The organism is Dyella sp. M7H15-1, assembly GCF_004114615.1.
Lineage (GTDB): Bacteria > Pseudomonadota > Gammaproteobacteria > Xanthomonadales > Rhodanobacteraceae > Dyella_B.
In genome coordinates, this window is record NZ_CP035300.1 from 1,154,667 (window position 1) to 1,180,353 (window position 25,687).

Below are 25,687 nucleotides of genomic sequence, written 5' to 3' on the forward strand. Positions count from 1 at the left end.
TCCTTTTCAGTGAGTGGTGGGTGGATCGCGGTAATAGGTGGGGCCACGCAGGTTGACGTGGTCGGGTGTGACCCAGTCGGTTTGGGCGATGGCGCTGGGCAAGGGGTGTTGATCGAGCTTGTTGTGCAGGATCGACTGCACGGATTTGCGCGTGCGCGAACCGATCGCCCACGCGCGTGCGCAGGCCGCTTCCAGGCGGTCGTCGCCGTACTGGCGCGCGAGCGCCAGCAGCCCCAGGCAACTGCGATAGCCCATCTCCGGATGCGGGCGCTCGGTCAGCAGGTGCTCGACCAACTGACGGGTTGCCGCGCCGATCGTGTCGGCCCAGTGCAGGAAGCGACCGGGTGACCATTCCCGATGCGCACGATGTGCGGCCGGCATGTGGTCGGCGACGGTGGTGTGGCGTCCGCGCGCCGGGGAGCGGACGTGGCTGGCGATGCGCTGGCCGGCATGCAGGATCTCGACGGTGGTGTCGGTGATGCGCGCCTCGACGGTCTTGCGTACCAGGCTATGCGGCACGCTGTAGTAATGGCCATCGACCTCGATGTGGTAATCGATGTTGACCTTGCACGGCTTGAAGCGCGCCGGCTCATAGGGTTGCGCCGGCAAGGGCATCAGGGCGGGACGGTCGATCGTCTCGAACCACGAACGGCGCGAGCCGTCGAGCTTCTTGAACGGCCGTGCATTCAAGTCCGTCAGCAGGTCGGCGATGGCGTGATTGAGAGCGCTGAAGGTAAAAAAGCACGGATGGCGCAAGCGCGCGAGGATCCAGCGCTCGACCACCTGCACGCCGACCTCGACCTTGGCCTTGTCCTGCGGGCGTCGTGGGCGGGCCGGCAGGATCGCCATGCCGTAATGCTCTGCACACACCTGCGTAGCACGGTTGAGCACGGGCTCGTAGCGATCCGGCTGGGTGATCAGCGCGCGCGGATTGTCAGGTACCACCAGCGCCGGCACGCCACCAAAAAATGCCAACGTCTGCGTCAAGCCGCGCAGCCAGTCGATCTGCGTTTCGCCCGGTGTGGCGCAGGCATAGGTGAAACTGGACGCACCCAGCACGGCCACGAAGATGTGCGCTCGCCGCAGCTCGCCGGTGTCGGGGTTGACGACGCCAAGGGTGGGGCCGGCGTAGTCGATAAACAGCTTTTCACCGGCAACGTGCAACTGACGCATCGAGCGGCGCAGCGAGGCCGTGTAGTCGTGGAGGTGCTGGCAAAACTGGGTGTATTGGTACGTGAGACGGCCAGCGTTCGCGTCGCAGTATTCCTGCCACAACAATTGTCGCGTGACGCCTTTGCGGCGCAACTCCCGATGCACCCATGGCAGATCGATGGGTGCCCGCTCGCCACGCACGGCGGGTGGTGACATACACAACTGGGCGGCAATCGCGTTGTCGTCCATGGCGGACAGGCCGGGCCAGTCCAGTCCGGCGGCCGTGGCACGTTTCACGTACTTGCTGACCACGCCCTTGGACAGACCCAAGGCCAAGGCGATGCGTTCGTGCGAGAGGTCGCACTCCAGCTTCAGTCGAAGACATTCTTTGATCTTGCGCATAGCTACTCGCGGGGTCGGCATCGCCACTCCAAAAAGCCGTGGAGGATGCCGTTGCGTTGAAGTTATGCACAACGAGGGGCGCGTTTCGGTAAGCCGTGACCGCTGATTTCGGTGACCGTCGAAAATCGGTCACGATCAACCGAAACGGGCGGTCACGGCTTACCGAAATGACCGGTCACGCCTTACCGAAATGGGCGGTCACGATGGGCCGAAATACGCATAGTTGAAAGCCCAAGGGGATCGATATTGCTCAGCGGACTATTTAAGCCGTAAGCGTAAGTGTTCGGTCCGGCTCTCAAACCAAGCGGATCGCTCTCGATATATCGGCCTGAACCAGAGTCGTAGTCACGGAAACCGTTATGGAACAACCCGGTTTCTTCATCAAAGTACTGCCCACTGAAACGAAAGTAAGTATCCCCCGGCAAAGCCGGGGGCTTTATTGGGTGAGCCCCTCAAAGGGGCGATAACAGCGTGAGCCGCCTGAAGGCGGCGGGCTACACGCCCAGCTTCATCTCGTCGTAACGTTCATCCTCTTGCTCTTGGTTTCGGATGTATGCCCTCACCATCGCTTCGTCCAAGCCCACCGTCGAGACGAAATAGCCTCGTGCCCAAAACGACTCCCCAGTGAAGTTTCGATTCCGTCCTCCGAACTTGCGCGCAATGGTGATGGCACTCTTACCCTTGAGGTAACCCACCACGTTCGACACTGCATACTTCGGCGGAATGCTGATGCACATGTGAATGTGGTCGCTCATCAGGTGGCCTTCCACAATCTGCGATTCCTTGTGCGAAGCCAACTCGTGGAAGACCTCGCCCAAGTGCTTGCGTAACTCTCCAAACACCTGCTTCTTTCTCCGCTTGGGAATGAACACCACGCGGTACTTACAGTCCCAACGGGCATGACTCAAGCTTTGATACTCTTTCATCGTGAACCTCGTCTCTTGGTCGAGATTTCAGGTTCACTACGACCGCCGTATAGGTCAAACCTTGGTGAGTCCCCCGGCAAAGCCGGGGGCTTACCTCATTCTGAGTTATACGTATAGCCATTGCTTGTGGGTGCTTGTTCAGCCCATGCATTCCCTTGATAGGCCCACGTCCACACCGCGTTGCCGCTGCTATCGGTGACGGCTCGCGGCGTGCCGAGCTGATCCGCCGTGACGTAGGCGACCGACGTGGTCGTTCCCTGCGTATCAAGGTTCGCCACCGGAATACCAGCAAGGTAGACGTAGTCACGGTTGGTCGTGCCGTATTCGCTTAAAAGCTGACTGTCCTCGTTGTAACTGTAACGTTCGGTCGTGCCTGTCGTCGTCTTTGCTACGCGCTCACCGTTGGCGTTATAGGCGTAATTCGCAACCGTGTGCGTATTCCGACGCAAATCGGCCACTGATTCCGAGCTAAATCGGCCACCCGTTCCGACGTAAATCGGCCCCCATTCCGAGCCAAATCGGCCACCCTGCCAACGTCATGCGTGGACCCCTGATCGGGCACGCTCGCCCGCTTTTCCCCAGCGAGCAGAGCGATGCCCAAAGCGAGGTTGTCCATGCGCAAGATTCGAGAAGTTCTCCGGCTCACCGCGGCCGGCCTATCCGCCCGCCAGGTGGCAGCCAGCGTCAAGCTGGCGCGCAGCACCGTGGCCGATTACCTGCGCCGCGCGCAAGCCGCTGGCGTCCATTGGCCGCTCCCCGAGGAGGTGGACGAAGACACGCTGTGGGATCGGCTCTATCCGCCGACCGTGTCGGCTGAGCAGGCTCACCAACCACTCCCCGACTGGCCTCGTATCCACTACGAACTGACGCGCAAAGGCGTCACGCTGATGCTGTTGTGGGAGGAGTACAAAGCCCATCACCCCGACGGTTATCAGTACAGCCGTTTTGCCGATTTGTACCGGCAATGGGCCAGCAAGCAGGACGTGGTGCTTCGCCACGTCCATGTGCCGGGCGACAAGCTGTTTGTCGACTACGCGGGACACACGCTGGACATCATCGACCGTCGCACCGGCGAGCTGCGTCCGGCACAAATCTTTGTGGCCGTGCTCGGGCATTCAAGCTACACCTATGCCGAGGCCACCTGGACCCAGAGCGTGCCTGACTGGCTGGCCTCGCACGTGCGGGCACTGGAATTCATCGGTGGTGTGCCGCGCGCGATCGTGCCCGATAACCTCAAGGCCGGCGTGACCAAAGCACATCGCTACGATCCGGATATCAATCCGTCGTATCAGGATCTGGCCGAGCACTACGCCACCACGGTGCTGCCGGCACGGGTGAGAAAGCCGCGCGACAAGGCCAAGGCCGAAGTGGGCGTGCAGGTGGTGGAACGGCGGATTCTGGCGCCGCTGCGCGAACAATCCTTGTTCTCGCTCAACGAGGCCAACGCAGCCATCCGCCCATTGTTGGATGAACTGAATCGGCAACCCTTTCAGAAGCGCGAGGGAAGCCGTCTGAGCGTATTCGAGGCGATCGAACGAGCAGCGCTGCAACGGCTGCCTGCCACGCGCTACGAATACGCCGAATGGAAGAAGGCCAAGGTGCACCTGGACTACCACGTCGAGGTGGATCGGCATTACTACTCGGTGCCGCATACCCTGACGGGCCGCGTGGTGGACGTGCGTTTGTGTGCCTCCACCGTGGAAATCTTTCTGCGCGGCACGCGCGTCGCCGCGCATACGCGCTCCACGATGCGCGGCGGTTTTACGACCTGCCCGGCGCATCGCCCGAAGAGCCATCGCGCGGTCACGGAGCTGACGATCGAGCAGTTGTTTGCACGTGCCGAAACCATCGGGCCGAACGTCGTCGGCGTGCTGAACATGCAAGTCAACATGCGCAAGCATCCCGAATATGCGTTGCGCGCATGCCTGGGCATTTTGCGCTTGGCCAACGACTTCTCGCCGCTGCAACTGGAGGCAGCCTGCAAGCAGGCGCTGGCGCACAACAGCACCAGTTACCGCGCCATTCGTGCGCTGATCAAGCACACCCTTCCGCAAACCGAATTGACACTTTCCCTGCCCGAGCACGACAACGTGCGCGGCGCGTCCTACTACCACTGACGGAGACCACGATGGTGCTACATCCCTTGATCGAACAACTGCAATCCTTGCGTTTGCGCGGCATGGCCGCCGCCCTGACGCAGCAACTGGCATCTACCCAAGCCGACCATTTGCCCTTCGAGGACCGCCTGGCCCTGTTGGTTCAGCACGAGATGGCCGACCGCGATACGCAGCGCCTGCATCAGCGTTTACGCTGGGCCAAACTCGGACAGAGCGCCACCCTGGAAGACCTCGATACACGCATCGCACGGGGGCTGGACAAGTGCTTGATCGCCAAACTCGCCACGCTGACGTGGATCAAAGAGCACCTGAACGTGCTGATCACCGGACCGACCGGTGTCGGCAAGAGTTATCTCGGGTGTGCGCTCGCTCAAGCGGCCTGTCGGGCAGATTACTCGGTGCGCTACTTCCGCCTGCCACGATTGATCGATGAACTGACCAAGGCACACGCCGAATCACGTCGTAGCGCTTACTTCCGCTCGCTCGCCAAGGTCGACGTGATCGTGCTCGATGACTTTGCCCTGGCACCGCTGACCGACCTCAATCGGCGCGACCTGCTGGAAATCCTCGACGATCGCTACGACAAGAAATCCACCCTCATCACCAGTCAGTTGCCGGTCGAGCAGTGGCATGCGTACCTGGGCGACCCCACCCTCGCCGACGCCATCCTCGATCGCCTCGTCCATAACAGCTACCGACTCGCCCTCACCGGCGAGTCCATGCGCAAGCGCGCTCCGGCCACGGTGGCCTCGACCCGCTCCGTCACCCCATAATCCACCCACCCCGCGCACGGCCTTTGCCGGGGTGGCCGATTAACCTCGGAAGACCCGGCCGATTTGGCTCGGATCAGGTGGCCGATTTGCGCTGGAATGAGTGGCCGATTTCGTCGGAATACGCACCCATCCAAGGCCACCACCGCACGCAGCACCAGCAGCAGCCCAAGTAGCCACGCACGCCGGACCATTCGCCAAGCCAAGAGGATCAACAAGCATCATCGGGCTGTTGTTCACATAGGCATACCAACTCCACTGCCCGCCCTCATACCCAAGCGGATCAGGCTGGCCATATCGCCCAATGGGTGGCTCGTAATACCGGTTGATGTTGTAGTTAAGTCCTGTTTCCTGGTCAAAGTATTGCCCCGGGAAGCGCAGGTTGTACGTATAACCGTTGCTTGTGGGTGCTTGCTCACCCCATGCATTCCCTTGATAGACCCATGTCCATATCGAGTTGCCGCTGCTATCCGTGACGGCTCGCGGCGTGCCGAGCTGATCCGCCGTGACGTAGGCGACCGACGTGGTCGTTCCCTGCGTATCGAGGTTCGCCACCGGAATACCAGCAAGGTAGACGTAGTCGCGGTTGGTCGAGCCGTATTCGCTTAAAAGCTGACTGTCCTCGTTGTAACTGTAACGTTCGGTCGTGCCTGTCGTCGTCTTTGCTACGCGCTCACCGTCGGCGTTATAGGCGTAATTCGCAACCGTGCTCTGGTTGAGTTGGGCGAGCGCCATCCGGTTACGCGCGTTGTAACCAAATCCATACGTGCTGCCAGCTTGGTTGATCGCGGTGGTGTTGCCGTTGGCATCCACCGTTCGCGCCGCATTCCCCGTGCCGATCAACTGATGCGTATTGGGGTTGTAGCTGTACGCCCCCGTCGCCAGGCCGCTGCCCGTCTTGCTCAACCGATCCCCGGTCGGGTTATACGTCACGCTCTCCAGCGTGCTGCCATCGGCTTCCGTGATGGCCGTGAGGCGATACAGCGGGTCGTAGCTGTACGTCTCGGTGGCCGGGTTGGCGCCGGGGCTGTTGCCGGTCGCGGTGATATGGCCCATCGCGTCCCGCGCCACGTGCAAGGTGAACGCCGGGCCGACGAGGTCCGTCAGCCGGTAATTGGCGTCGTAGCTGCGCGTGATCGTTTGCCCGTTGCCCAGCGTGTAGCCGCTGATCGGTCCGAACGGCAGATAGGTGACGTTGCTGACCAGGGTGGTGGTGCCGTTAGCGGTGATGGCGGTGACGCCGCTGACGTGGCCGTCCGCGTCGTAGCTGTAGCTCACCTGGTTACCGCTGGGATGCGTGATGCTCAGCAGCTTGCCGCCGGGGCTGCGGGTGTAGCTCGTGACATCCGTGTGGCCATCGACCGTCTGGCTCTTCTGGATCACATAGCCCTGGGCGTTATAGCAGTACACCGTGGTGACGGCGCTTTCGATCATCCGCGTCAGGTGGCCGATGGGATAGGAAGTCGTGCAGCCCGTGACGTTGTTGGCTTCGTCGTAGGCGTAGCTGATGTTCTGGGTGCTGTCGGCGTAGCTGGCGCTCAGGCGGCGGTCGTTGGCGTCGTAGGTGAAGGTGACGGTGTTGCCGTTGGCATCGGTGGCGGTCAGCACGTTGCCGGCGGCGTCATAGGTCTTGGCGGTGACGCCGGTGTCGGGGCTGGTGAGTGTCGTCTCGTCCGACAGGCCGTCGTAGTGATAGGTGGTGTTGAGGCCGCTGGGGTCGGTCACCTGGGTGAGGCGATCCAGCGCATCGTAGCTGTAGGTAGTCTTGGTGTTGGCGGTTTGCGCGGTCACCGGCGAAGTGCCGATGACCATGGCCAGGCCGAGCATGATGCCGGTCAGCGGCTTCCTCTTGCGTGCGGCCCCTTTTGCTACGGCAAACGAACGCACTGCAGTCTGTTCTTGATTCATGGTGAAGTCCCTGTCAGTTCGTGCCGTTGTAGTTGTCGAGGGTCTGCACCAGGCGGTTCAGGGCATCGCACCACAAAAGGGGTCGGCACATTTTTCGACCAAACGGCAGACCCAGAAAAGTGTTCTGACCCATTTGTTCTTACATTTGTTCTTAACTTTCCCAGCCACGAATTTTCTCTGCAATGCAAATCGGCACGGTTATCGTGAATTCATTTTCATGCAGCCTGGACAGTTACCCATCTTCCTTCAAACCATATAGCTCCTTCCGCAAGGTGGGCACGAGCAGCATTAAAGTTTGCCCTACCCATTCAGACGCTTTTGTCGCACCCATCTCTTGAAGACTCTGAAGCCTCAGGCGAATAGGAAACCTACTTTCAACACCATTCACAACTGTTCGAACGAGCAGCGATCTGTCCTCTACGTCGAACGTCACGCGAAAGTCGTTAGTCAAAATATCTTCTTTTGGCATATCCAAAGCACTCCATCTAAATTTCTGTTTCTACGCCGGTCAATGGCGGCCATTCGGATTCAGGCACTCCGCGTAAGCACAGTTTGTAGCGCTGGAACGCAGCTTTCATACAAATTGCTACGGCTTGCTTTGGATTTCCAGGGTAGCGAGGCCCCGCCATCAACTGACACAGCGTTTCCTCTCGCTCCAAACGAGCATCGCACTCGTCCTCATTCGAGCCGCACATTTTGCTACCAATCCAGCCCCCGAGCGCCCCGCCCGCGGCAGCACCAGCGGCCCCGCCCGCAGAGCTACCAGACGAAGCCCCGATAGCTCCGCATCCGACCGTGCCCACCCCCGGCGCGACAAGAGTACAAGCAGCTCCACCACCGACTCCGCCTCCTACGCCACCGCCAAGCCATCCCAGCGCACCACCGCATGCGGCGCCAGCCGCCGCCCATGCAGCTTGACATGCGGGTCCGGCAAGACCCAATGGATCACTTGCGTTCAATGGATTCCCACTCACATAGGCATACAGACTCCACTGCCCGCCTCCGTAACCCAACGGATCAACTTGCCAATATCTGCCCGTCGCCGAATCGTAATCACGGTTGACGTTGTAGTTCAGCCCGGTTTCCTGGTCAAAGTACTGCCCCGGGAATCGAGGGTTGTAGGTATATCCGTTACTGACGGGCTGCTGTTCACCCCATACGTTCCCCTGATACGCCCACGACCACAGCGTACTGCTGCCGCCTGAGATGGCTCGCGGCGCTCCTTGATGATCTGCTGTGACATAGGTGATGGACGTGGACGCGCCTTGCGTATCCACATTCGCCACCGGAATATCATCGAGATAGACATACTCCCGGTTGGTTGCTCCGTACTCGCTCAGGAGCTGACTATCTTCTCCGTAGTTGTAACGCTCCGTGACACCACCTGCTATCTTTGTCACACGCTCGTTATCGGCGTTGTACGTATAACTCCCCACCGTATTCCCAGCGAGCTGCGCCACCGCCATCCGATTGCGATCGTTATACCCAAACCCATACACACTCCCCGCCTGGCTGACCGCCGTGGTATTCCCATTGGCATCCACACTGCGCGCCGCATTCCCCGTCGCAATCAACTGATGCGTATTCGGGTTGTAGCTATAATTGCCAGTCGCCAGCCCACTGCCCGTCTTGCTCAGGCGGTCGCCGGTTTGGTTGTACGTCACGCTCTCCAACGTACTGCCATCGGCCTCCGTGATCTGGGTCAGGCGATACAGCGGATCGTAGCTATAGGTTTCCGTCGCCGGAGTCGCCCCCGGCGCATTGCCGATGGCGGTGATGTTGCCCATCGCATCCCGCGCCACGTGCAGGGTGAAGGCCGGGCTGGTCAGGTCCGTCAGCCGGTAGTTGGCGTCGTAGGCGCGCGTGATTTGCTGGCCGTTGCCCAGGGTGTAGCCGCTGACCGGGCCGAACGGCTGGTAGCTGACGTTGCTCACCACCGTGCTGGCGGTGCCGTTGGGTGGCGTGGCGGTGATGGCCTGGATGCGGCCGTTGCTATCCCTGGTGTAGCTGACCTGCGTGCCGCTGGGGTAGGTGATGCCGCTCAGGCGGTCGGCGTTGGTGTAGCGGTAGCCGGTGGTGTCGGTGCCGGCGGCGGTGATCTGCTGTTTCTGGATCACGTTGCCGTGGGCGTCATAGCAGTACACGGTGGTGACGGCGTGCTCGATGATGCGCGTGAGGCGACCGATCGGGTCACTGCTGCTGCAGCCGGTGATGCTGTTGGCCTCGTCGTAGGCGTAGGTGATGTTTTGCGTGCTGTCCGGGTAGCTGACGGTGAGCAGGCGGTTCAAGGCATCGTAGGTACTGGTGGCGGTGATGCCCTTGGCGTCGGTGCGGGTGAGCACGTTGCCGGCGGCGTCGAAGGTTCGGCTGGTGCTGCCGGTATCCGGGCTTTGTTGGGCGGTGGCGTTGCCCAGGCCGTCATAGCCATAGGTGGCTGCCAGGTTGCTGGGGTCGGTCAGCTGGGTGAGACGATCCAGGCTGTCGTAGCTGTATTGCGTGCGGGTGTTGGCCGTGGCGCTGTCGGTGCCGTTGTAGTTGTCCAGGGTTTGCACCAGGCGGTTGAGTGCGTCGTAGCTGGACTGGCGCTGGATGCCTAAACCATCGGCGCTTTGCACCAGCAGAAATGTAGCTGTGAGAAACCGAGATCAGAATGTATGTTCGCTTCGCCCGATGACGAAAGTGCACTCCGACCCCGGTTCTAACCCCTGTTTTACTTAGGAATAAATTGCAACCTGCTAGCAATGCCACCATTCAGGGCAAAATCAATGGCTTTTTTCCAATAGCCATCGATTGCCGGATCTGCGGTGCCGCCATCCGCCAATGTCGACATATCTCCAAGCAATGATGCCAGCGCCCCCTCTTTTAATGCCTGATACCGCTGATCAAGAAAGTAAAACATTGCTTCATAAGCCTGTTGCTCTGTCAAAGTAGTCATAAAAAACCTCACTGATTTGGGCGTGTTGGTGAAGATAGACCAGTTTGAGTATTGTAGTTTCGAGGAGCCTGGTTTAGCCCACCATTCTGGATTACACCATTCATTGTGGAGACCCATACTTGAGAGCCGTCTGGCTGTGTCTCCGCATACCACGTTAGGCCCCTGGAATCTGTACCAAGTTCGTTATCTGGATTATTTGCCACATCTTCGATTAGCTGCTGATTTTCCGGGGTATTTGGCAAATGCCCCTCGTTATTAGCATTGAAGATGTGACCGAGTTGAGAACCATTAGTTGGAAGGCTATTTCTGCGGCATATCCCTTCACGAGCTTCCCTCTGCGCCTCTGTCTCCAGCGGTTGGGAAGTCTGATTTGGGCCTAGCTTATATGCCCATGGCTCGACTTCCTCGTCACGCTCTTCTACAGGGTCATACTGTTGAAGACCAAAGGGATCCTTATAACGCAAGGGATTTCCACCTACATAGGCATATAAACTCCATTGCCCACCTGCATAACCAATCGGATCAACCTGCGTATAGTCACCGATACTCCCATCGAATGTCCGATGGACGTTGTCGCTTAGCCCTGTCTCCGCATCGTAATACTGTCCAGGAAAGTGCAAGTAAGTATCCCCCGGCAAAGCCGGGGGCTTTATTGGGTGAGCCCCTCAAAGGGGCGATAACAGCGTGAGCCGCCTGAAGGCGGCGGGCTACACGCCCAGCTTCATCTCGTCGTAACGTTCATCCTCTTGCTCTTGGTTTCGGATGTATGCCCTCACCATCGCTTCGTCCAAGCCCACCGTCGAGACGAAATAGCCTCGTGCCCAAAACGACTCCCCAGTGAAGTTTCGATTCCGTCCTCCGAACTTGCGCGCAATGGTGATGGCACTCTTACCCTTGAGGTAACCCACCACGTTCGACACTGCATACTTCGGCGGAATGCTGATGCACATGTGAATGTGGTCGCTCATCAGGTGGCCTTCCACAATCTGCGATTCCTTGTGCGAAGCCAACTCGTGGAAGACCTCGCCCAAGTGCTTGCGTAACTCTCCAAACACCTGCTTCTTTCTCCGCTTGGGAATGAACACCACGTGGTACTTACAGTCCCAACGGGCATGACTCAAGCTTTGATACTCTTTCATCGTGAACCTCGTCTCTTGGTCGAGATTTCAGGTTCACTACGACCGCCGTATAGGTCAAACCTTGGTGAGTCCCCCGGCAAAGCCGGGGGCTTACCTCATTCTGAGTTATAAACATAACCGTTGGACGTTGGTTGCATTTCGCCCCATGGATTACCGTGGTAAGCGAATTGCCAAAGGGTGCTTCCGGCGCTATCCGCAATCGCACGTGGCGTCCCCAATTGATCTGCCGTGACATAAGTGATCGAGCCGCTGCCGTTTGCGACATCCACATTCGCCACCGGAATCCCATCCATCCAGATGTAATCCCGATTGGTCGTGCCATATTCGGCGAGCATCTGACTGCCTTCGTTGTAATCGAAGCGCTGGCTTACGCCGTTCGCCACCTTCTGCACCCGCTGATTCAACGCGTTGTATGTGTAACTCCCAACCGTGCTTTGGTTGAGCTGCGCAACCGCCATCCGATTGCGATCGTTATACCCAAACCCATACGTATTTCCGGCTTGGCTCACCGCCGTGGTATTGCCATTGGCATCCACACTGCGCGCCGCATTCCCCGTCGCGATCAACTGATGCGTATTCGGGTTGTAGCCGTAATTTCCGGTCGCCAGCCCACTGCCCGTCTTGCTGAGCCGATCCCCGGTCGGGTTGTACGTCACGCTTTCCAACGTACTGCCATCCGCCTCCGTGATTTGGGTCAAGCGATACAGCGGATCGTAGCTATAGGTTTCCGTCGCCGGATTCGCCCCCGGTGCATTGCCCATCGCGGTGATGTTGCCCATCGCATCCCGCGCCACGTGCAGGGTGAAGGCCGGGCTGGTCAGGTCCGTCAGCCGGTAGTTGGCGTCGTAGGCGCGCGTGATTTGCTGGCCGTTGCCCAGGGTGTAGCCGCTGACCGGGCCGAACGGCTGGTAGCTGACGTTGCTCACCACCGTGCTGGCGGTGCCGTTGGGTGGCGTGGCGGTGATGGCCTGGATGCGGCCGTTGCTATCCCTGGTGTAGCTGACCTGCGTGCCGCTGGGGTAGGTGATGCCGCTCAGGCGGTCGGCGTTGGTGTAGCGGTAGCCGGTGGTGTCGGTGCCGGCGGCGGTGATCTGCTGTTTCTGGATCACGTTGCCGTGGGCGTCATAGCAGTACACGGTGGTGACGGCGTGCTCGATGATGCGCGTGAGGCGACCGATCGGGTCACTGCTGCTGCAGCCGGTGATGCTGTTGGCCTCGTCATAGGCGTAGGTGATGTTTTGCGTGCTGTCCGGGTAGCTGACGGTGAGCAGACGGTTCAAGGCATCGTAGGTGCGGGTTTCGGTGATGCCCTTGGCGTCGGTGCGGGTGAGCACGTTGCCGGCGGCGTCGAAGCTGCGGCTGGTACTGCCGGTATCCGGGCTTTGCTGGGCGGTGGCATTGCCCAGGCCGTCATAGCCATAGGTGGTGGCGAGGTTGCTGGGGTCGGTCAGCTGGGTGAGCCGATCCAGGCTGTCGTAGGTGTATTGCGTGCGGGTGTTCGCCGTGGCGCTGTCGGTGCCGTTGTAGTTGTCCAGGGTTTGCACCAGGCGGTTGAGGGCGTCGTAGCTGGACTGGCGCTGGATGCCTAAGCCATCGGCGCTTTGCACCAGGTTGCCGTTGGCGTCGTAGCTGTTGCTGGCGCTGGCGTCGAAGACGGTGTGGTTGAGGCCGTCCATCACCTGGGTGAGTTGGCCGAGGGTGTTGAAGCTGCGGGTGAGGCTTTTGTGCAGGGTGCCGCTGGTATCGAAGACCTGCTCGGCGGTTTTGTTGCCGGCGGCGTCCAGGGTGTATTGCACGTAGTTGCCTTGCGCATCGGTGACCTTCATCAGGCGGTGCGCCGCGTCGTAGTCGTAGGTGGTGACCACACCGTCCGCATCGGTGACGGTATGCACCGCACCGTAAGGCGTATACGTGAAGCTAGTGGTCGAGCCGCCCACTTTGCGCGAGGCGAGCCAGCCGCGCGGGGTATAAGTCATATCCGTGTTGACGCCGTTGGCATCGGTGACGCGAGTGATCCGTCCTGCGCCATCGTAGGAGGCGATGGTGGTCACGTGCCCTTGAGGATCGGTCACCGTATGAAGATCGCCGGCCTGGTAGCAGGCAGCACCGGGGGTGCCGCAGTTGGTGGCACTGCTAGCCAGGTAGTAGCCGTAGGTGGTGGCTTCTGGAGTGTCTGTGCGCGGACCGGTCGCCGTCAACATCAGACCCACGATAGGACATTGCGTGGTATCGACGGCGGTACAGTAGGTATACGTCCAGCGGCGTACACCCGCTGGAAGGGTACCGCTATTGCTGCAGGCATAGCCGGAGGTGGCGCTGTTGGCAGGATCGGTCTCGCAGCGGGCCAGCGTCTGATCGGTGCTGTTGTACACCCACTGCGCATTGCCCACAGTATTACCGTTTGCATCCAGAACAACGCGTGTCACCGGAACGCGGAACGTGGTGTTCCAGGTGAAATTGGTCGTGCGTTGATTGATCGTTCCCGACGCCTCAATTTGCTGATCGAGCAATCCGCTGGCGTCGTAGGTCGTCTTGGTGACGTTGCCGTTGAAATCCGTCGATGACGTGAGATAGCCGTTACTGTCATACGTATATTGGCGACTTACCGACGCGCACCCTGTACAGGAACGCGTAATCGTGGTCGGAACGGCGACACCAAAGAGATATTCGGTATTGGTCGTCTCGGTTTTCCCGAGCGCATCGGTAACCGTCTCGACCGCAGCCCCATTGTTGGTGGCATAGCTGAAGGACGTTTGGTTGATGCCGTTAGGACCGGTCGTTGAAGTGACCTGATCCGACGAGTTGTACGTCGTGGTGTCGATCCGGTTGTTACTTTCGTCAACGACGCCGGTGAGATCGTTGCCACCGGCACCGTTTTCCGCATAAACCAGCGTGAGCTTGCTTGAGTCGGGATAGGTAACGGTGAGCAAGTTGTTATTGCTGTCGTAGGCAAAGCTGTAGACCTGGCTGTCCGGCGTCATCATGCCTTCGATGCGACCGCTACCGTCGTAGGTAAAGACGAGCATGCGGCCTTGGGGATCGGTGACCGAGGCAAGCTGGCCGCTGGCGTTGTAGGTCAAGGTCTGCGTGAGCCCGCCACGCTGGATAAGCGCCGTGAGTTGCCCGGGGCTGCTGTAAGTTTCCTGGTCACCGTTGGCCGTGATGTACGTCCATCCGCTAATCGACCCGTCATTGGCATAGCTGGCGATGAGTGTGTCGCTGACGTCTTGGTCACCAATCCAACTGGTGCCGTTCTTGTCAAATCCCAGAACCTTCCCGTCGGGCCGCAGGACATAGGCGGTGGCCGATTGAGTATTACTCGCAACACGGACCGTTCGTAGATAACTATGCACGCGATGTGCGCCTAGTACCAGCTCGTTTTGAAGTTGCGACCCGCTATTACCCGATTGGCTGTTGTAGGAAATGGTGAAGTCGAGCGGAAAAGCACCGGCTCCATGATAGATTTCCAGTTCCTCGAACTTATTGCCCGTGGCTGGATTGACCGGATCGCCTGCCAATTGGCAGGGGCAGCGAGGCTTACCTCGATTCTTATCTCGGTTTGGGTTTGCAACAGGACAAAGGCTGTTTGGCCAAGCATCTGCAGAATAAGCACTGGAGTTGGGATCACCGCAATTGGCGAATCGACGTGCACCTGACGGATATTCGTAGGGTCCCCCTGATAGCGCACAGCTTGAATGGTCATGACCGTAATAGAACGCTTCGTAGAGGTCTCCATCTTCATAACCGCCCGAATGGACCATTTGTACGCCAGCCCAAGTCCATGCATCTTGCCCATTGGCACATTTTGGCACCTCTGATTCCCAGAGAGACATATATGCCGCCAAGGGTGTGGGATACCTAATTTGATCCCATCCGCCGTTGTACCAATTGGGCACGTTGTAAAAGATGATCGGTGCGTGTTGTGCTGACACCTTTGCAGCGAAGCCGCTTAGCACAAGACATACAAAAAAGATCAACGCTTGCCAGACATACTTTATCTCTTGGACGCGTTCTATATGTTTCATTCCTTTGCCTCTCGATTCTTTTTCGGATCTCACACGTTTCATGAAAGAACGCACTAACGCGACTCATTCGTGCCATTGTAGTTGTCGATGGCCTGCATTGGCCGATCCAGGGCGTCGTAACCCCGCTGTCGCTGGATGCCAGGCCAACGACGCTTTGCACCAGATTGTCGTTGGCAGCGCAGCTTTTGCTGGCGCTGGTGTCGAAGAACGTAAGGTTGAAGCCACTCATCGCCTTGATGAGTTGGCCTGAAGTGAAGACGCTGCGAGTCAAGCTGTGGTGCAGCGCACCTGTCCGTGCCATGCGGCAGCTCGGCAATTATGTTGCCGGTTACGCCCAGAGTGCTGGTGCATAAGACGCATTGATGATGGCGGTCTTCCATGCAAACCCCTTGTCTTCCCTTGGCAGGTATTTACCCAGATCGATGCAAGCACCGCAAGTACCCGCGATGACTCATCCCTGATTCCGTGAGCTCCCAACGCGCAGTGCGCATGGCCTCTGGGTTTGGGAGTGATCTTTGACTCACCCGGCGGGTGAGTGGACGTCTTCGATATGCCACTCCCATGGCATCCCGTGATCGATTACGCTGACGCACAACCCGTCGACACGATCGCTTTCATGCAGCCCACGTCCTTCGTTGTTCGCCAATCCCCCCGCGACCTAACCGCGATGTCGGGTCTGGCCTTTGTGGGCATCGCACTGCACCGCTTTGCCCAGATCGCGCAACACATCGATCCGAAGTTTCCCACGCGCCAGGGTTTGCCAAGCAGCCAGATTCTGGCCGGTTACATCGGCTTGCTGGCCGAAGGCAAAAGCGATTTCGAGGCGATCGAAGGCAAGCAGCGCTTGCCGAGCGGCAAATTCAACACCAACGCTCTGGTGCTGAGCTTGGCGGCAGTGGCTTACAACATCCTGCGCCTGATCGGCCAGCAAGCACTGCTGGGCAAGGATATCCCGCTGCGTCATCCGGTCAAACGTCGACGCTTGAAGACGGTGATGCAGGAGATGATGTGGGTCGCCGCGCAACTGACCCTGCACGCGCGACGGGTGACGCTCAACTTCGACCGGCACTGTCCCGTGTTCAAGGTGTGGCGGACGCTCTATGTCACCTGGACCGCCGACGACTGGCTGCCGCCTGTGGCGGCGCGCTGCACCTAGCCCGGGCCTGGCCAGCAACTCATCAATCATCCCTACGCGCGAACGATCGCGAGGTATGCGGTTGCACGCAAGCAGGAAAATGTTCCCGGCGGTGCCTGCAAGCGTCGGTGTAAAAGCCCGCGCGCCGCGGTGAGTGGTTCTTTTTCTGGCATCCGATAGCTGAGTGCGGCATCATCATCGCGCTGATCACCGCCTTGGACGGCAAAGCGGAATCGTGCCGAGGAGAGGTCACGGAATCAGGATCTAAAAAGATGTGTGTCATCGGATGGCATAAATAGGCAGACCCCGAAGAACAGCGATTCGTCTTGTTCTTCGGGGAACTTGCATCATGAATTGCCGCGTCTCGTGCACATCAAGTAGAACGCTACGGGAGATTTGCTACCCGTGTTTTGATTGAAATTCAGCGAATCAATAAGTATCGATCCACCATCTATTCTTAGAGCCTGTCGTCATGAGGTGTTGAAATATGGTTAACTACCCGCCATGGAATCTTGCTGGATGGAATCCTCTGTGACTGCAGCCTATCGACGCCATGACATTTCCGATGAAAAATGGGGTTTGCTTGAACCCCATTTGCCGGGTCAAGCGGGCCGATGGGGGCGTGTAGCCAAAGATAATCGGCAATTCATCAACGCAGTGTTCTGGATACTTCGCACCGGAGCGCCGTGGCGAGATTTACCACCCGAGTACGGCGATTGGAAGAATACCCATCGGCGCTTTTGTCGCTGGCGCGATAACGGCACATGGGAAGGTCTGTTGGAACGTGTGATGGATGAGCCGGACTTTGAGTGGCTGATGATCGATGCCAGTCACTGCAAGGTTCATCCTCATGCAGCGGGAGCTCGTGGCGGCAATCAGGGCATAGGTCTCACAAAAGGGGGCGCAACACCAAGATACATTTGGCCGTGGATGCGCATGGTATGCCAGTCCGAATTCTTGTTACAGAGGGTACCCGGGCAGATTGTTCGCAGGCCGCGGAACTGATCAAAGACATTCCTGCTGAGCATCTCATGGCCGACAAAGGTTATGACAGTGATGCCATTGTTGAGCAGGCTCATGAGCAAGGCATGCAGGCGCATATTCCGCCACGTAAAAACCGAAAAGAGCCGCGCGACTACGACACGTACCTGTATCGTCATCGCCACCTGGTTGAGAATGCGTTTTTGTACCTGAAACAGTGGCGTGGTGTGGCGACACGCTACGCGAAGAATCTGTCCTCTTTCCTTGCCGCTGTGCAAATTCGCTGCCTCGTCATGTGGCTCAGAATCTTATGACGACATGCTCTACAATGCCTATGAGCGGAATCGTTGTTGGCGGATTAGCCTGACCACCGGGCGTCGCAGTGCAAATCAGTTTATGCGGCACGTCGGGGTTCAATTGGATCGAAAATCGATTATTTCCAGAAATGCTTACAGAATGTACCCAGTCGTCTCCACCTAACGTAGTTCCTCCAGAGCTGACGTATACGCTATATACCCTATGATTTTCGTCCTGTGCGGAGGCGGATGAGAATGCGGTCATTGACAAAGCCGTACCGCATAAAGACAGTGCTAACCATTTCAAATATTTCACTCGTAGCGTCCTTAGCAGCCAGAAGCTGTAGTAAATGAAAATACCTTTCCGGCCTTAGCGCGCAGTTGACTTGCGTGGGCAAGAACTCCAATAGTCCCATGGACGGGCCGCGTACCTGGAGACATGTTTATTTATGCTGCGCTATCAGTGCAGCACGAAACATAGACGAGGAAACGTGAAGTACTGGTCAAATGGCGTAACGCTGCCAAACGCCAAAGGCATTCTGTGATGCAAACTAGTGTGGCGACGGCTGCCACCTCATGCACATCATGTGTTTATCGAACCGCGAAAAGCGCAGCATATTTGGAAAGGGAATATGTTCGGTTGATCACCGCCCTAGCTTGCATACCGAAGTTCTCTGTCAAGACATAACAGGCTTGCTGCCCGGCTAGCCATACGCCCCCGTTCCCGTGTTTTTGGTGGCCCCGGTATACTGCCCCGACTCTGTACCAGACCAAGACCGGAATGAACCCTAATTTCCTCGACTTCGAACAACCGATTGCCGATCTGGAAGCCAAAATCGAGGAATTGCGCTATGCCAGTAGCGGGCAGGCCGTCAACATTGATGACGAGATCCACCGCCTGCGCGAAAAGCTGAAGATCAAGACCGCCGACATCTTCCGCAACCTGGATTCCTGGCAGACCACCCAGCTTTCGCGCCATCCGGCTCGCCCCTACACGCTCGATTACATCAGCGTGATCTGCGAGGAGTTCCACGAACTGGCCGGTGATCGCGCCTTTGCGGACGACGGTGCTATCGTAGGTGGACTGGGCCGTATCAATGGCCGCCCGGTGATGATCATCGGCCATCAGAAAGCCCGCGATACCAAGGGCAAGCTCAAGCGCAATTTCGGCATGCCACGCCCGGAGGGCTATCGCAAGGCGTTGCGCCTGATGAAGATGGCGGAACGTTTCAAACTCCCGTTGTTTACCTTCATCGACACCATGGGCGCCTACCCCGGCATCGGCGCCGAGGAACGCGGCCAGAGCGAAGCCATTGCTCGCAACCTGCTGGAAATGGCCGAACTGAAAACCTCGATCATCTGCACGGTGATCGGCGAAGGCGGGTCCGGCGGTGCGCTGGCGATCGGCGTGGGCGACCGCACCCTGATGCTCCAATACGCCACCTATTCGGTGATTACCCCAGAAGGCTGCGCCTCGATCCTGTGGAAGAGCGGCGAGAAGGCCAAGGACGCTGCCGAAGCCCTCGGCATGACCGCTCCGCGCCTGCTGCAACTGGGCCTGATCGACAAGATGGTGCGCGAACCCCTGGGCGGCGCCCACCGCAATCCGCACTCGATGGCGGTGCGCCTGAAGGCCGTGCTGCTCAACGAGCTGGATCGGCTCGAAGCCATTCCCCTACCTGAGCTGATGGAACAGCGTTATCGCCGTCTGCGCGGTTACGGCGCATTCCAAGAGTAAGCACGTAGGTTGCCATGAAAGTCCCGCAATCATGGGACTTTCATGGCAACCTACGACATCACTAGCCGCCTGCCGACTTTTGCTGAACAATGGCCCAGCTTTTACCTGTGGGACGCTCTTATGCAGACACGCTCCTCGTTGCAACGCGTGATCCTTATGGCCACGCTAATCTGCGCGCCGCTGGTTTGCGCGCAAAAAGCGCCGACACCTAGTAGCGATGCCGAAGCCCGCACCGCCAAAGCCTTCGAAACCGCTCGTCAGCAGAGCCCACTCGCCCTGCACGCCTTTCTCGCCGACATGCCCAAAGGGGGCGATCTGCATGTCCACCTCGGCGGTGCGATCTACGCCGAATCGTTGATTGCCGAGGCCGCAGCCGATGGCCTGTGCGTAGATATCGCCACATCCGGCCTGCTCGACAAACATGATGCAACTGCCCCCAATTGCGGCAACGGCCGACGTCCCGCCGGCGATGCATTGAGCGATCAACACTTCTACGACACGTTGGTGGATGCGTTCTCCATGCGCAGCTTCGCACCTTCGAACGGCCACTCGGGCCACGACCAGTTCTTCGACACCTTCGGTCGCTTCGGCGCCGTCGGCTCTCAGCACAAGGGTGACTGGCTCAACGAAGTCAGCGCACGCGCCAGCGTGCAGAACGAGCAATACCTGGAACTGATGATCACCCCGCCATTCGCGCATGCCGCCGGACTCGCCCGCACGCTGGGCTGGCACGCCGACTTTGACCTGATGCGTCGCCAATTGCTAGCGCATGGTCTGAAAGACGAAATGGCCGACGACGAACAGCTGCTCACGCAAGCGTTGGCCCAACGCAAGCAGCAACAGCATTGTGACAGCAAGCAGGCCGATTCGGGCTGCACCGTGCAGATTCGATTCCTGTATCAGGTCTTACGCGGCGCAGCGCCCGAACGCGTGTTCGCGCAAACCCTTCTGGGCTTTGAACTCGCGTCGGTCGATCCACGCTGGGTAGGTATCAATTTCGTGATGCCCGAAGACGGCTATTTGTCGATGCGCGACTACAGTCTGCAAATGCACATGCTCGACTACCTGCATCGCCTATACCCGAAGGTGCATATCAGCCTGCACGCCGGCGAATTGGCACCGGGACTGGTGCCACCGGAAGGCCTGCGTTTCCACATCCGCGAGGCGGTGGAACTGGGCCATGCCGAACGCATCGGCCACGGTGTGGACGTGATGTACGAAGACCGCCCCGAAGCACTGCTCGACGAAATGGCCGCGCGCCATGTGATGGTGGAAATCAACCTCACCAGCAACGATGTGATTCTGGGCGTGCGCGGTGCCGAGCATCCGTTGCCGATCTACCTCAAGCACGGCGTTCCCGTGACGCTGTCCACCGACGACGAAGGTGTTTCACGCATCGACCTTACCCACGAGTACGTGCGCGCTGCGGAAGACTTTGGCCTGGACTATCCCATGCTGAAACAGATGGCACGCAACAGCCTCAGCTATAGCTTCCTGCCGGGCGAGAGTCTGTGGGCATCCAGCGCCTGCCAAGGCATCTCGCTGGGCGCCGGCCATCCCAACGCTGCTTGCCAGCGATTATTGGCAAGCAGCGAGAAAGCGACGGCGCAATGGGAGCTGGAGCGTCGTTTACGTGCATTTGAACAAGCGCACTAATGTATGCATCAATACTCCCAAGGCGGAAGCAGCGGCGGTGATATACCATCGTATAGATGCCAATTGGCATGCACGACCTGGCCATGGTGCAAGGTCACCACGGTGACACCCGGCTTTTCCATCAGCGCAATGATCTGATTGAAACCTGACCAGTTCGCCGCCGTATACGCCCAGTGCTCCAGGATATCGTCGTTCTGCGCAGTCAAAGGAGGTTTCTCCGGCACGGCGTACCCCGCCGGATAACACTCATGCAACACATACATATCATTGCCGGTCGGCGCAGAGGTAGGATCAAGTGGATTGCTCAGCTGCTGCCCTTTTTCGAGGCTGTAGGTTAGTCCGGCGCCTCCGTGGGTCGCCTCCCAGAACTGCGCGTGACTTGCCCATAAGGCATCAAATCCTGGGGAGCCGTCCGGCTGCGTACCCTCGTATTGCGTAGGTGTGATAACCACGATGGTAAGCGCCTCGTTTCCAATGTTGCCCGCACTGTTGTCGAAGCATGGATTGAAATATCGAGGGTTGGGGTTGAGGTCCGGCCACGCTGGCCGAGGATAGTTTTGTGCGTAAACATTGAATGCCCCAAAAACCGCTGCACAGGTGCATGTCACTCCAAGTACCGCCGAGCATGTGAATGAACTCAAACGCTTCATGGCTTTGTCTCCCATCGAGTTCCCCCTGGTCCCAAAGGTCTTCGCGATCGAAACACTGACTCCAGTCCGACAGACTCCTATACATGCCTGGGTTGCATCGGCATGCCGATAGGGTCACCATCCAGCCGCTGGCCAAACATGGCCGGCGAATCCGTCGTAAATGGAATACATGGCAAGGTACAGCCGGCCACTTCAAGCTGTGGCTTGATCGTGCGCAGCAAATCGGCCTTGGTGGGATAGAAATCGGCCACCTTGGTCCAGGCCATCAAGTTCAGCTTGGTACCCAGATCGGTGTAGTCGGACACAACCGCGCCTGACATCGCGTCCGGTTGCTGCAAAATCCGCGGATCGGCATTGATGATCTGTCGCAATACGCCCAGCGCATCCTCGATATCGTCGTGCCGCGCGATCAGCAATTGAATGCTGATCATGCGATAAGGCCGCGCCGAGAGATTCGTCACCGGATTGGACCACAGTTGGCTATTAGGCACGAACATCATCGTTCCATCGTTCTTGATGAGATGCGTTGTAAACAACGTGACATCCTGCACGGTGCCACTCACCGCCCCGATTCCCTCGATCGAATCGCCCACGCCAAAAGGACGCCACAGCAGCAGCATCAAACCTGCCGCAATATTCTGCAGCGTACCCTGCAAGGCCAGGCCGATCGCCAGCCCCGCCGTGCCCACCATGGTCAGCACGCTGGCCGTCGCCACGCCCATTTGCCCAAGTGCAAAGATGAAAGCGATCCCGCGCACCGCCCATTTGGCAAAGTTGCACACCACCGACGCAAAGGTCGCATCGGTGTGCATTTTTCCCAGCGCGCGCTGCAGAAATACCACGATGCGATTGGACGTCCAAACGCCTACCAACACGATCATCAACGCGATCAAAAATTCAAAGCCGATTCTTGCCGTGGCGTCAATGACATCATGTATTTCGGACTGCCAATTCGATAAGCCTAGCTGTAACGATGGGATAAGCATGAAGGCCTCCACAACGCTCAGGGTACGGAGTAAGACAACATAGGAAAGCATGAACCCAGGCAACCGCAAGAAGACGTGAATACACCCAAACCAGGCAGCCTGTCCCCGTTTTTTGTGTTTGACCACGTCTTGGGCGACACTCGTCAAACATCAAAAACCTCATGACCATGCGCGCACTTACCCTTCAAAGCGAAGCCTTGCCAGGTACCTTGTTTGCAGCGCTCCATGCGCATCCAGATGGCAAGCTTTGCGTCGCCTACAGCGGAGGGCCGGATTCCACCGCTTTGCTGCATGCCTTGGCACACCTCTCGCCGGCACGCACACGCGGCTTGCGTGCTCTGCATGTCGATCATGGGCTGCATGCGGAAAGCGCACGCTGGGCGGCGCACTGTCGCGCCTTCTGCGCAGCCCTGGGGATTGCTTGCGAAGTACACGTCGCCAAGGTTCAGCGCTCAACCGGCATAGGATTGGAGGCCTCCGCGCGAGAGGCTCGCTATGCCGTATTCGCCGAACACCTCGTTGAGGACGAGCGTCTGGTCTTCGCTCACCATCAGGACGACCAGGCCGAAACCGTACTGCTGAAACTGCTGCGCGGCGCCGGACCGGAAGGCCTGGGCGGCATGCGTGAAGAACGGCCGCTAGGCCGTGGTATCGCCTGGCGGCCGCTGCTCACGCTGCCACGCCAGGCGCTAGTCGACTATGTGAGCGCACACGACCTGCCCTGCATCCACGATCCCTCCAACGATGACCGGCAACTGGCGCGCAATCACCTGCGCCACAACGTCATCCCGTTGCTGAAAGCGTATTGGCCACAAGCCACCATCTCGATCACGCACAGTGCCGTGCTGTGCCGCGCTGCGGCCGATACGCTGCAACAGGATTGGCGGGTCGCCTATGAACACTTACGCGATGACACCAGCAACAGCCTCGATGCACGCGGCTGGCTTGCCTTACCTTCCGCATGGCGTGATCCGCTGCTGGCGCACTGGCTGCATGCCCAGGGCCTGACTGCGCCGACGACCGCACAACGCCGGCAGATCGAACGGCAGTGCAGTGCACAGGACGGGCAATTGCCTTGTATCCAATGGCCGGGGGCCCAGGTGCATGTATGGAGGCACCGGCTATGGGCGGTGCCGCCGCACAAGCGAATCGAGCCATCCGCGGAACTGCGCTGGCAAGGCGAGCCACTGACCTTGCCCGATAGCAGTGTGCTGAGTACGGACCCGAACGTGCGACTTCCCTTTGCGTTGCAGGTTCGTTGGCGACAAGGAGGCGAGCGGATCAAACCGGCTGGTGATCGCCACACGCGTGATCTTCGCGCGTTATTTCAGACGGGAGCGATTCCGCCTTGGCAACGCGATAACTGCCCGCTGTTATACGAAGGCGATCAACTGATCGCCGTGGCCGATCGCTGGCTGACTGAACGTGCTGAAGAGCTATTTCGCCTAAGCGGTGGGCGCGTGTGTTGGCAACCACGTAGGCATAGGTTGGGTTAGCGGAGCGTAACCCAACCTACGCGACCACCCGACCGACACGGCTCGATTACGGTTCCTGGCTCGCCGTCTGTTCCAATCCCACGCCTGCCAGCGCCGTCCTGCTGACTCGCCGATTGACGAAATACATCAGCACAAAGGACAGCAACGTCGTGCATATCACCACGTCGCCCAGCGCGTCGAAATGCAACAACTGACCGTCGATGGCTTCCTTGACCACCATGCCACCCAGCATGGCAGCGATCCCCCCCGACATCTGCTGCAACGACGAGCTGATCGACATGTACGCGCCACGATCGGCCGGTTTGGGCAAGGCCGACATCAATGCCGCCGACGCGATCATGCGCGAAAAAATACCCAGCTGAAGCATCGCGCTCACCGCAATCATCGTCCACAAACCCACGTGGGACATGCGTGTGTAGACCACCACCATCACGACGCTCACCGTGCAGCCAAAGGCAAACACACGGAACTTGCCGAACGCATCGCTAGCCCGGCCGATCAGCGGCCCCGTGATGATGGACACGGCGCCGGTGACCAGATACACCAGCGGCAGTTGCTCGATGGCAATGCCCACGTTGTGCACCAGAAACACCGTGGAATAGGGCATCAGCAGAAAGCCACCCATGGTCAGCATGGCTGTGGTAGCAAAACCGATCAGGTAGGAACGAGTCCGCAGCGTATGCAGCAGGTGGTGCAACGGATGGTGATCAGGCTGCAACGCGAGATGCGCAGTGACCGGACGCAAGCGACTGAAAATCGCTGCGCCAACCAGTGTGCATACCGCCACGACCAGAAAAAACGGCGCGTTCCACCCCCAACGACCGGACAGCGCCAAGCTGAGCGGCAAACCGATCACCGTACTGGCGCCGAAAGCCGTTTGAATAAGGCCCATCACGCGGCCGCGCATCGATAGCGGAAACAGATCGGTAACGATGGCCATCGACGCCGCACCCACCACGCCGGCAAACAGCCCCGTCACCATGCGCGCCAGCAACAGCGATAGGTAACTGTGCGCCAGCGCGCACAGCAAGGTGCCGAGCATGAAGCCGGTGTAGAACACCAGCAGCAGTTTTTTCCGGTCAAAGCGGTCGGCAAAGCCCGCCGCCAAAATACCCGACACGCCTGCGCTGAACGCATAGGCCGAGACCACGTCGCCGAACTGGCCCGGCGTGATCTTCAGCGCCGGAATGACGATGGCCCCCAACGGCGCCAACAGCATGAAATCCAGCACGATGGTGAACTGCAAAAACGCCAGCACGGCCACCACGAACTTTTGATAGCCGGAAAATCCCGTGCCGGCCGGCTGGGCCTTCGGCGAGGAAGAACGATGACTCACAAAAACTCCTTGGGTGGCGCGCTGCGCAGGCCACAACTA

Annotated in this window: 19 protein-coding genes and 2 pseudogenes; 8 read left to right on the plus strand and 13 right to left on the minus strand. The window is 58.9% G+C overall.

Annotation, left to right across the window (positions count from 1 at the left end):
* Nucleotides 1-6: 6 nt before the first annotated feature.
* From istA (EO087_RS05580) to EO087_RS05595, 4 genes are all read right to left on the minus strand, one after another.
* Nucleotides 7-1,575: an IS21 family transposase gene (gene istA, locus EO087_RS05580; protein WP_128898008.1), complete on the minus strand. Its 1,569-nt coding sequence runs from the start codon at nt 1,573-1,575 to the stop codon at nt 7-9.
* Nucleotides 1,576-1,736: 161 nt separating this feature from the next.
* Nucleotides 1,737-1,979, minus strand: a complete 243-nt coding sequence (locus EO087_RS05585; protein WP_343133207.1) for an RHS repeat-associated core domain-containing protein — start codon at nt 1,977-1,979, stop codon at nt 1,737-1,739.
* A 69-nt stretch (nt 1,980-2,048) separates the two neighbouring features.
* Nucleotides 2,049-2,480, minus strand: coding sequence for an IS200/IS605 family transposase (gene tnpA, locus EO087_RS05590; RefSeq protein WP_128897488.1), 432 nt, complete (start codon nt 2,478-2,480; stop codon nt 2,049-2,051).
* A gap of 95 nt (nt 2,481-2,575) precedes the next feature.
* Nucleotides 2,576-2,938 (minus strand): hypothetical protein, encoded by a 363-nt coding sequence (locus tag EO087_RS05595; protein ID WP_128898009.1) that lies wholly within the window; start codon nt 2,936-2,938, stop codon nt 2,576-2,578.
* A gap of 135 nt (nt 2,939-3,073) precedes the next feature.
* On the opposite strand from EO087_RS05595, the gene istA (EO087_RS05600) reads away from it, so the two are divergent.
* Both istA (EO087_RS05600) and istB read left to right on the plus strand, forming a co-directional pair.
* Nucleotides 3,074-4,597: an IS21 family transposase gene (istA, locus tag EO087_RS05600; RefSeq protein ID WP_128897578.1), complete on the plus strand. Its 1,524-nt coding sequence runs from the start codon at nt 3,074-3,076 to the stop codon at nt 4,595-4,597.
* Nucleotides 4,598-4,608: 11 nt separating this feature from the next.
* Nucleotides 4,609-5,370 (plus strand): IS21-like element helper ATPase IstB, encoded by a 762-nt coding sequence (istB, locus tag EO087_RS05605; RefSeq protein WP_128897577.1) that lies wholly within the window; start codon nt 4,609-4,611, stop codon nt 5,368-5,370.
* Between the two features lie 39 nt (nt 5,371-5,409).
* Here the strand turns inward: istB and EO087_RS05610 are convergent, their stop codons facing one another.
* From EO087_RS05610 to EO087_RS05635, 6 genes are all read right to left on the minus strand, one after another.
* The gene (locus EO087_RS05610) at nt 5,410-7,275 is read right to left on the minus strand and encodes an RHS repeat-associated core domain-containing protein (protein WP_128898010.1); all 1,866 of its coding nucleotides are present in this window, start codon (nt 7,273-7,275) and stop codon (nt 5,410-5,412) included.
* A 485-nt stretch (nt 7,276-7,760) separates the two neighbouring features.
* The gene (locus EO087_RS05615) at nt 7,761-9,890 is read right to left on the minus strand and encodes an RHS repeat domain-containing protein (RefSeq protein ID WP_128898011.1); all 2,130 of its coding nucleotides are present in this window, start codon (nt 9,888-9,890) and stop codon (nt 7,761-7,763) included.
* A 95-nt stretch (nt 9,891-9,985) separates the two neighbouring features.
* Nucleotides 9,986-10,210, minus strand: a complete 225-nt coding sequence (locus tag EO087_RS05620) for a hypothetical protein (protein ID WP_128898012.1) — start codon at nt 10,208-10,210, stop codon at nt 9,986-9,988.
* Nucleotides 10,211-10,218: 8 nt separating this feature from the next.
* A complete protein-coding gene (locus EO087_RS05625; protein ID WP_240669135.1) occupies nt 10,219-10,830 on the minus strand; it encodes an RHS repeat-associated core domain-containing protein in 612 nt (203 codons plus the stop codon).
* A gap of 87 nt (nt 10,831-10,917) precedes the next feature.
* The gene (gene tnpA, locus EO087_RS05630; RefSeq protein ID WP_128898014.1) at nt 10,918-11,349 is read right to left on the minus strand and encodes an IS200/IS605 family transposase; all 432 of its coding nucleotides are present in this window, start codon (nt 11,347-11,349) and stop codon (nt 10,918-10,920) included.
* Between the two features lie 95 nt (nt 11,350-11,444).
* Nucleotides 11,445-14,867, minus strand: coding sequence for a DUF6531 domain-containing protein (locus tag EO087_RS05635; protein WP_164931776.1), 3,423 nt, complete (start codon nt 14,865-14,867; stop codon nt 11,445-11,447).
* A 677-nt stretch (nt 14,868-15,544) separates the two neighbouring features.
* Between EO087_RS05635 and EO087_RS05640 the strand changes: the two genes are divergently transcribed.
* From EO087_RS05640 to EO087_RS05660, 5 genes and pseudogenes are all read left to right on the plus strand, one after another.
* Entirely contained in the window at nt 15,545-15,727 is a 183-nt protein-coding gene (locus EO087_RS05640; protein ID WP_128898016.1) for a hypothetical protein, read from the plus strand.
* A gap of 485 nt (nt 15,728-16,212) precedes the next feature.
* Nucleotides 16,213-16,530 (plus strand): annotated as a pseudogene (locus tag EO087_RS16670) (hypothetical protein); the annotation flags it as partial.
* Nucleotides 16,531-17,028: 498 nt separating this feature from the next.
* A pseudogene (locus EO087_RS05650) lies at nt 17,029-17,804 on the plus strand (IS5 family transposase).
* 763 nt (nt 17,805-18,567) lie between these two features.
* Nucleotides 18,568-19,524, plus strand: coding sequence for an acetyl-CoA carboxylase carboxyltransferase subunit alpha (locus EO087_RS05655; protein WP_128898018.1), 957 nt, complete (start codon nt 18,568-18,570; stop codon nt 19,522-19,524).
* A 42-nt stretch (nt 19,525-19,566) separates the two neighbouring features.
* Nucleotides 19,567-21,180 carry an adenosine deaminase gene (locus tag EO087_RS05660; protein ID WP_240669136.1) on the plus strand — a complete coding sequence of 538 codons (1,614 nt, stop codon included), beginning with the start codon at nt 19,567-19,569 and terminating at the stop codon, nt 21,178-21,180.
* 8 nt (nt 21,181-21,188) lie between these two features.
* Here the strand turns inward: EO087_RS05660 and EO087_RS05665 are convergent, their stop codons facing one another.
* Both EO087_RS05665 and EO087_RS05670 read right to left on the minus strand, forming a co-directional pair.
* Nucleotides 21,189-21,830, minus strand: coding sequence for a hypothetical protein (locus tag EO087_RS05665; protein ID WP_128898020.1), 642 nt, complete (start codon nt 21,828-21,830; stop codon nt 21,189-21,191).
* A gap of 77 nt (nt 21,831-21,907) precedes the next feature.
* Entirely contained in the window at nt 21,908-22,816 is a 909-nt protein-coding gene (locus tag EO087_RS05670) for a mechanosensitive ion channel domain-containing protein (protein WP_164931777.1), read from the minus strand.
* Between the two features lie 161 nt (nt 22,817-22,977).
* Between EO087_RS05670 and tilS the strand changes: the two genes are divergently transcribed.
* Complete coding sequence (gene tilS / locus EO087_RS05675; RefSeq protein ID WP_240669137.1) at nt 22,978-24,312, plus strand: tRNA lysidine(34) synthetase TilS; 1,335 nt, start codon at nt 22,978-22,980, stop codon at nt 24,310-24,312.
* A gap of 46 nt (nt 24,313-24,358) precedes the next feature.
* On the opposite strand, the gene EO087_RS05680 is transcribed toward tilS, so the two are convergent.
* Nucleotides 24,359-25,648, minus strand: coding sequence for an MFS transporter (locus EO087_RS05680; RefSeq protein WP_128898022.1), 1,290 nt, complete (start codon nt 25,646-25,648; stop codon nt 24,359-24,361).
* Nucleotides 25,649-25,687: the final 39 nt, after the last annotated feature.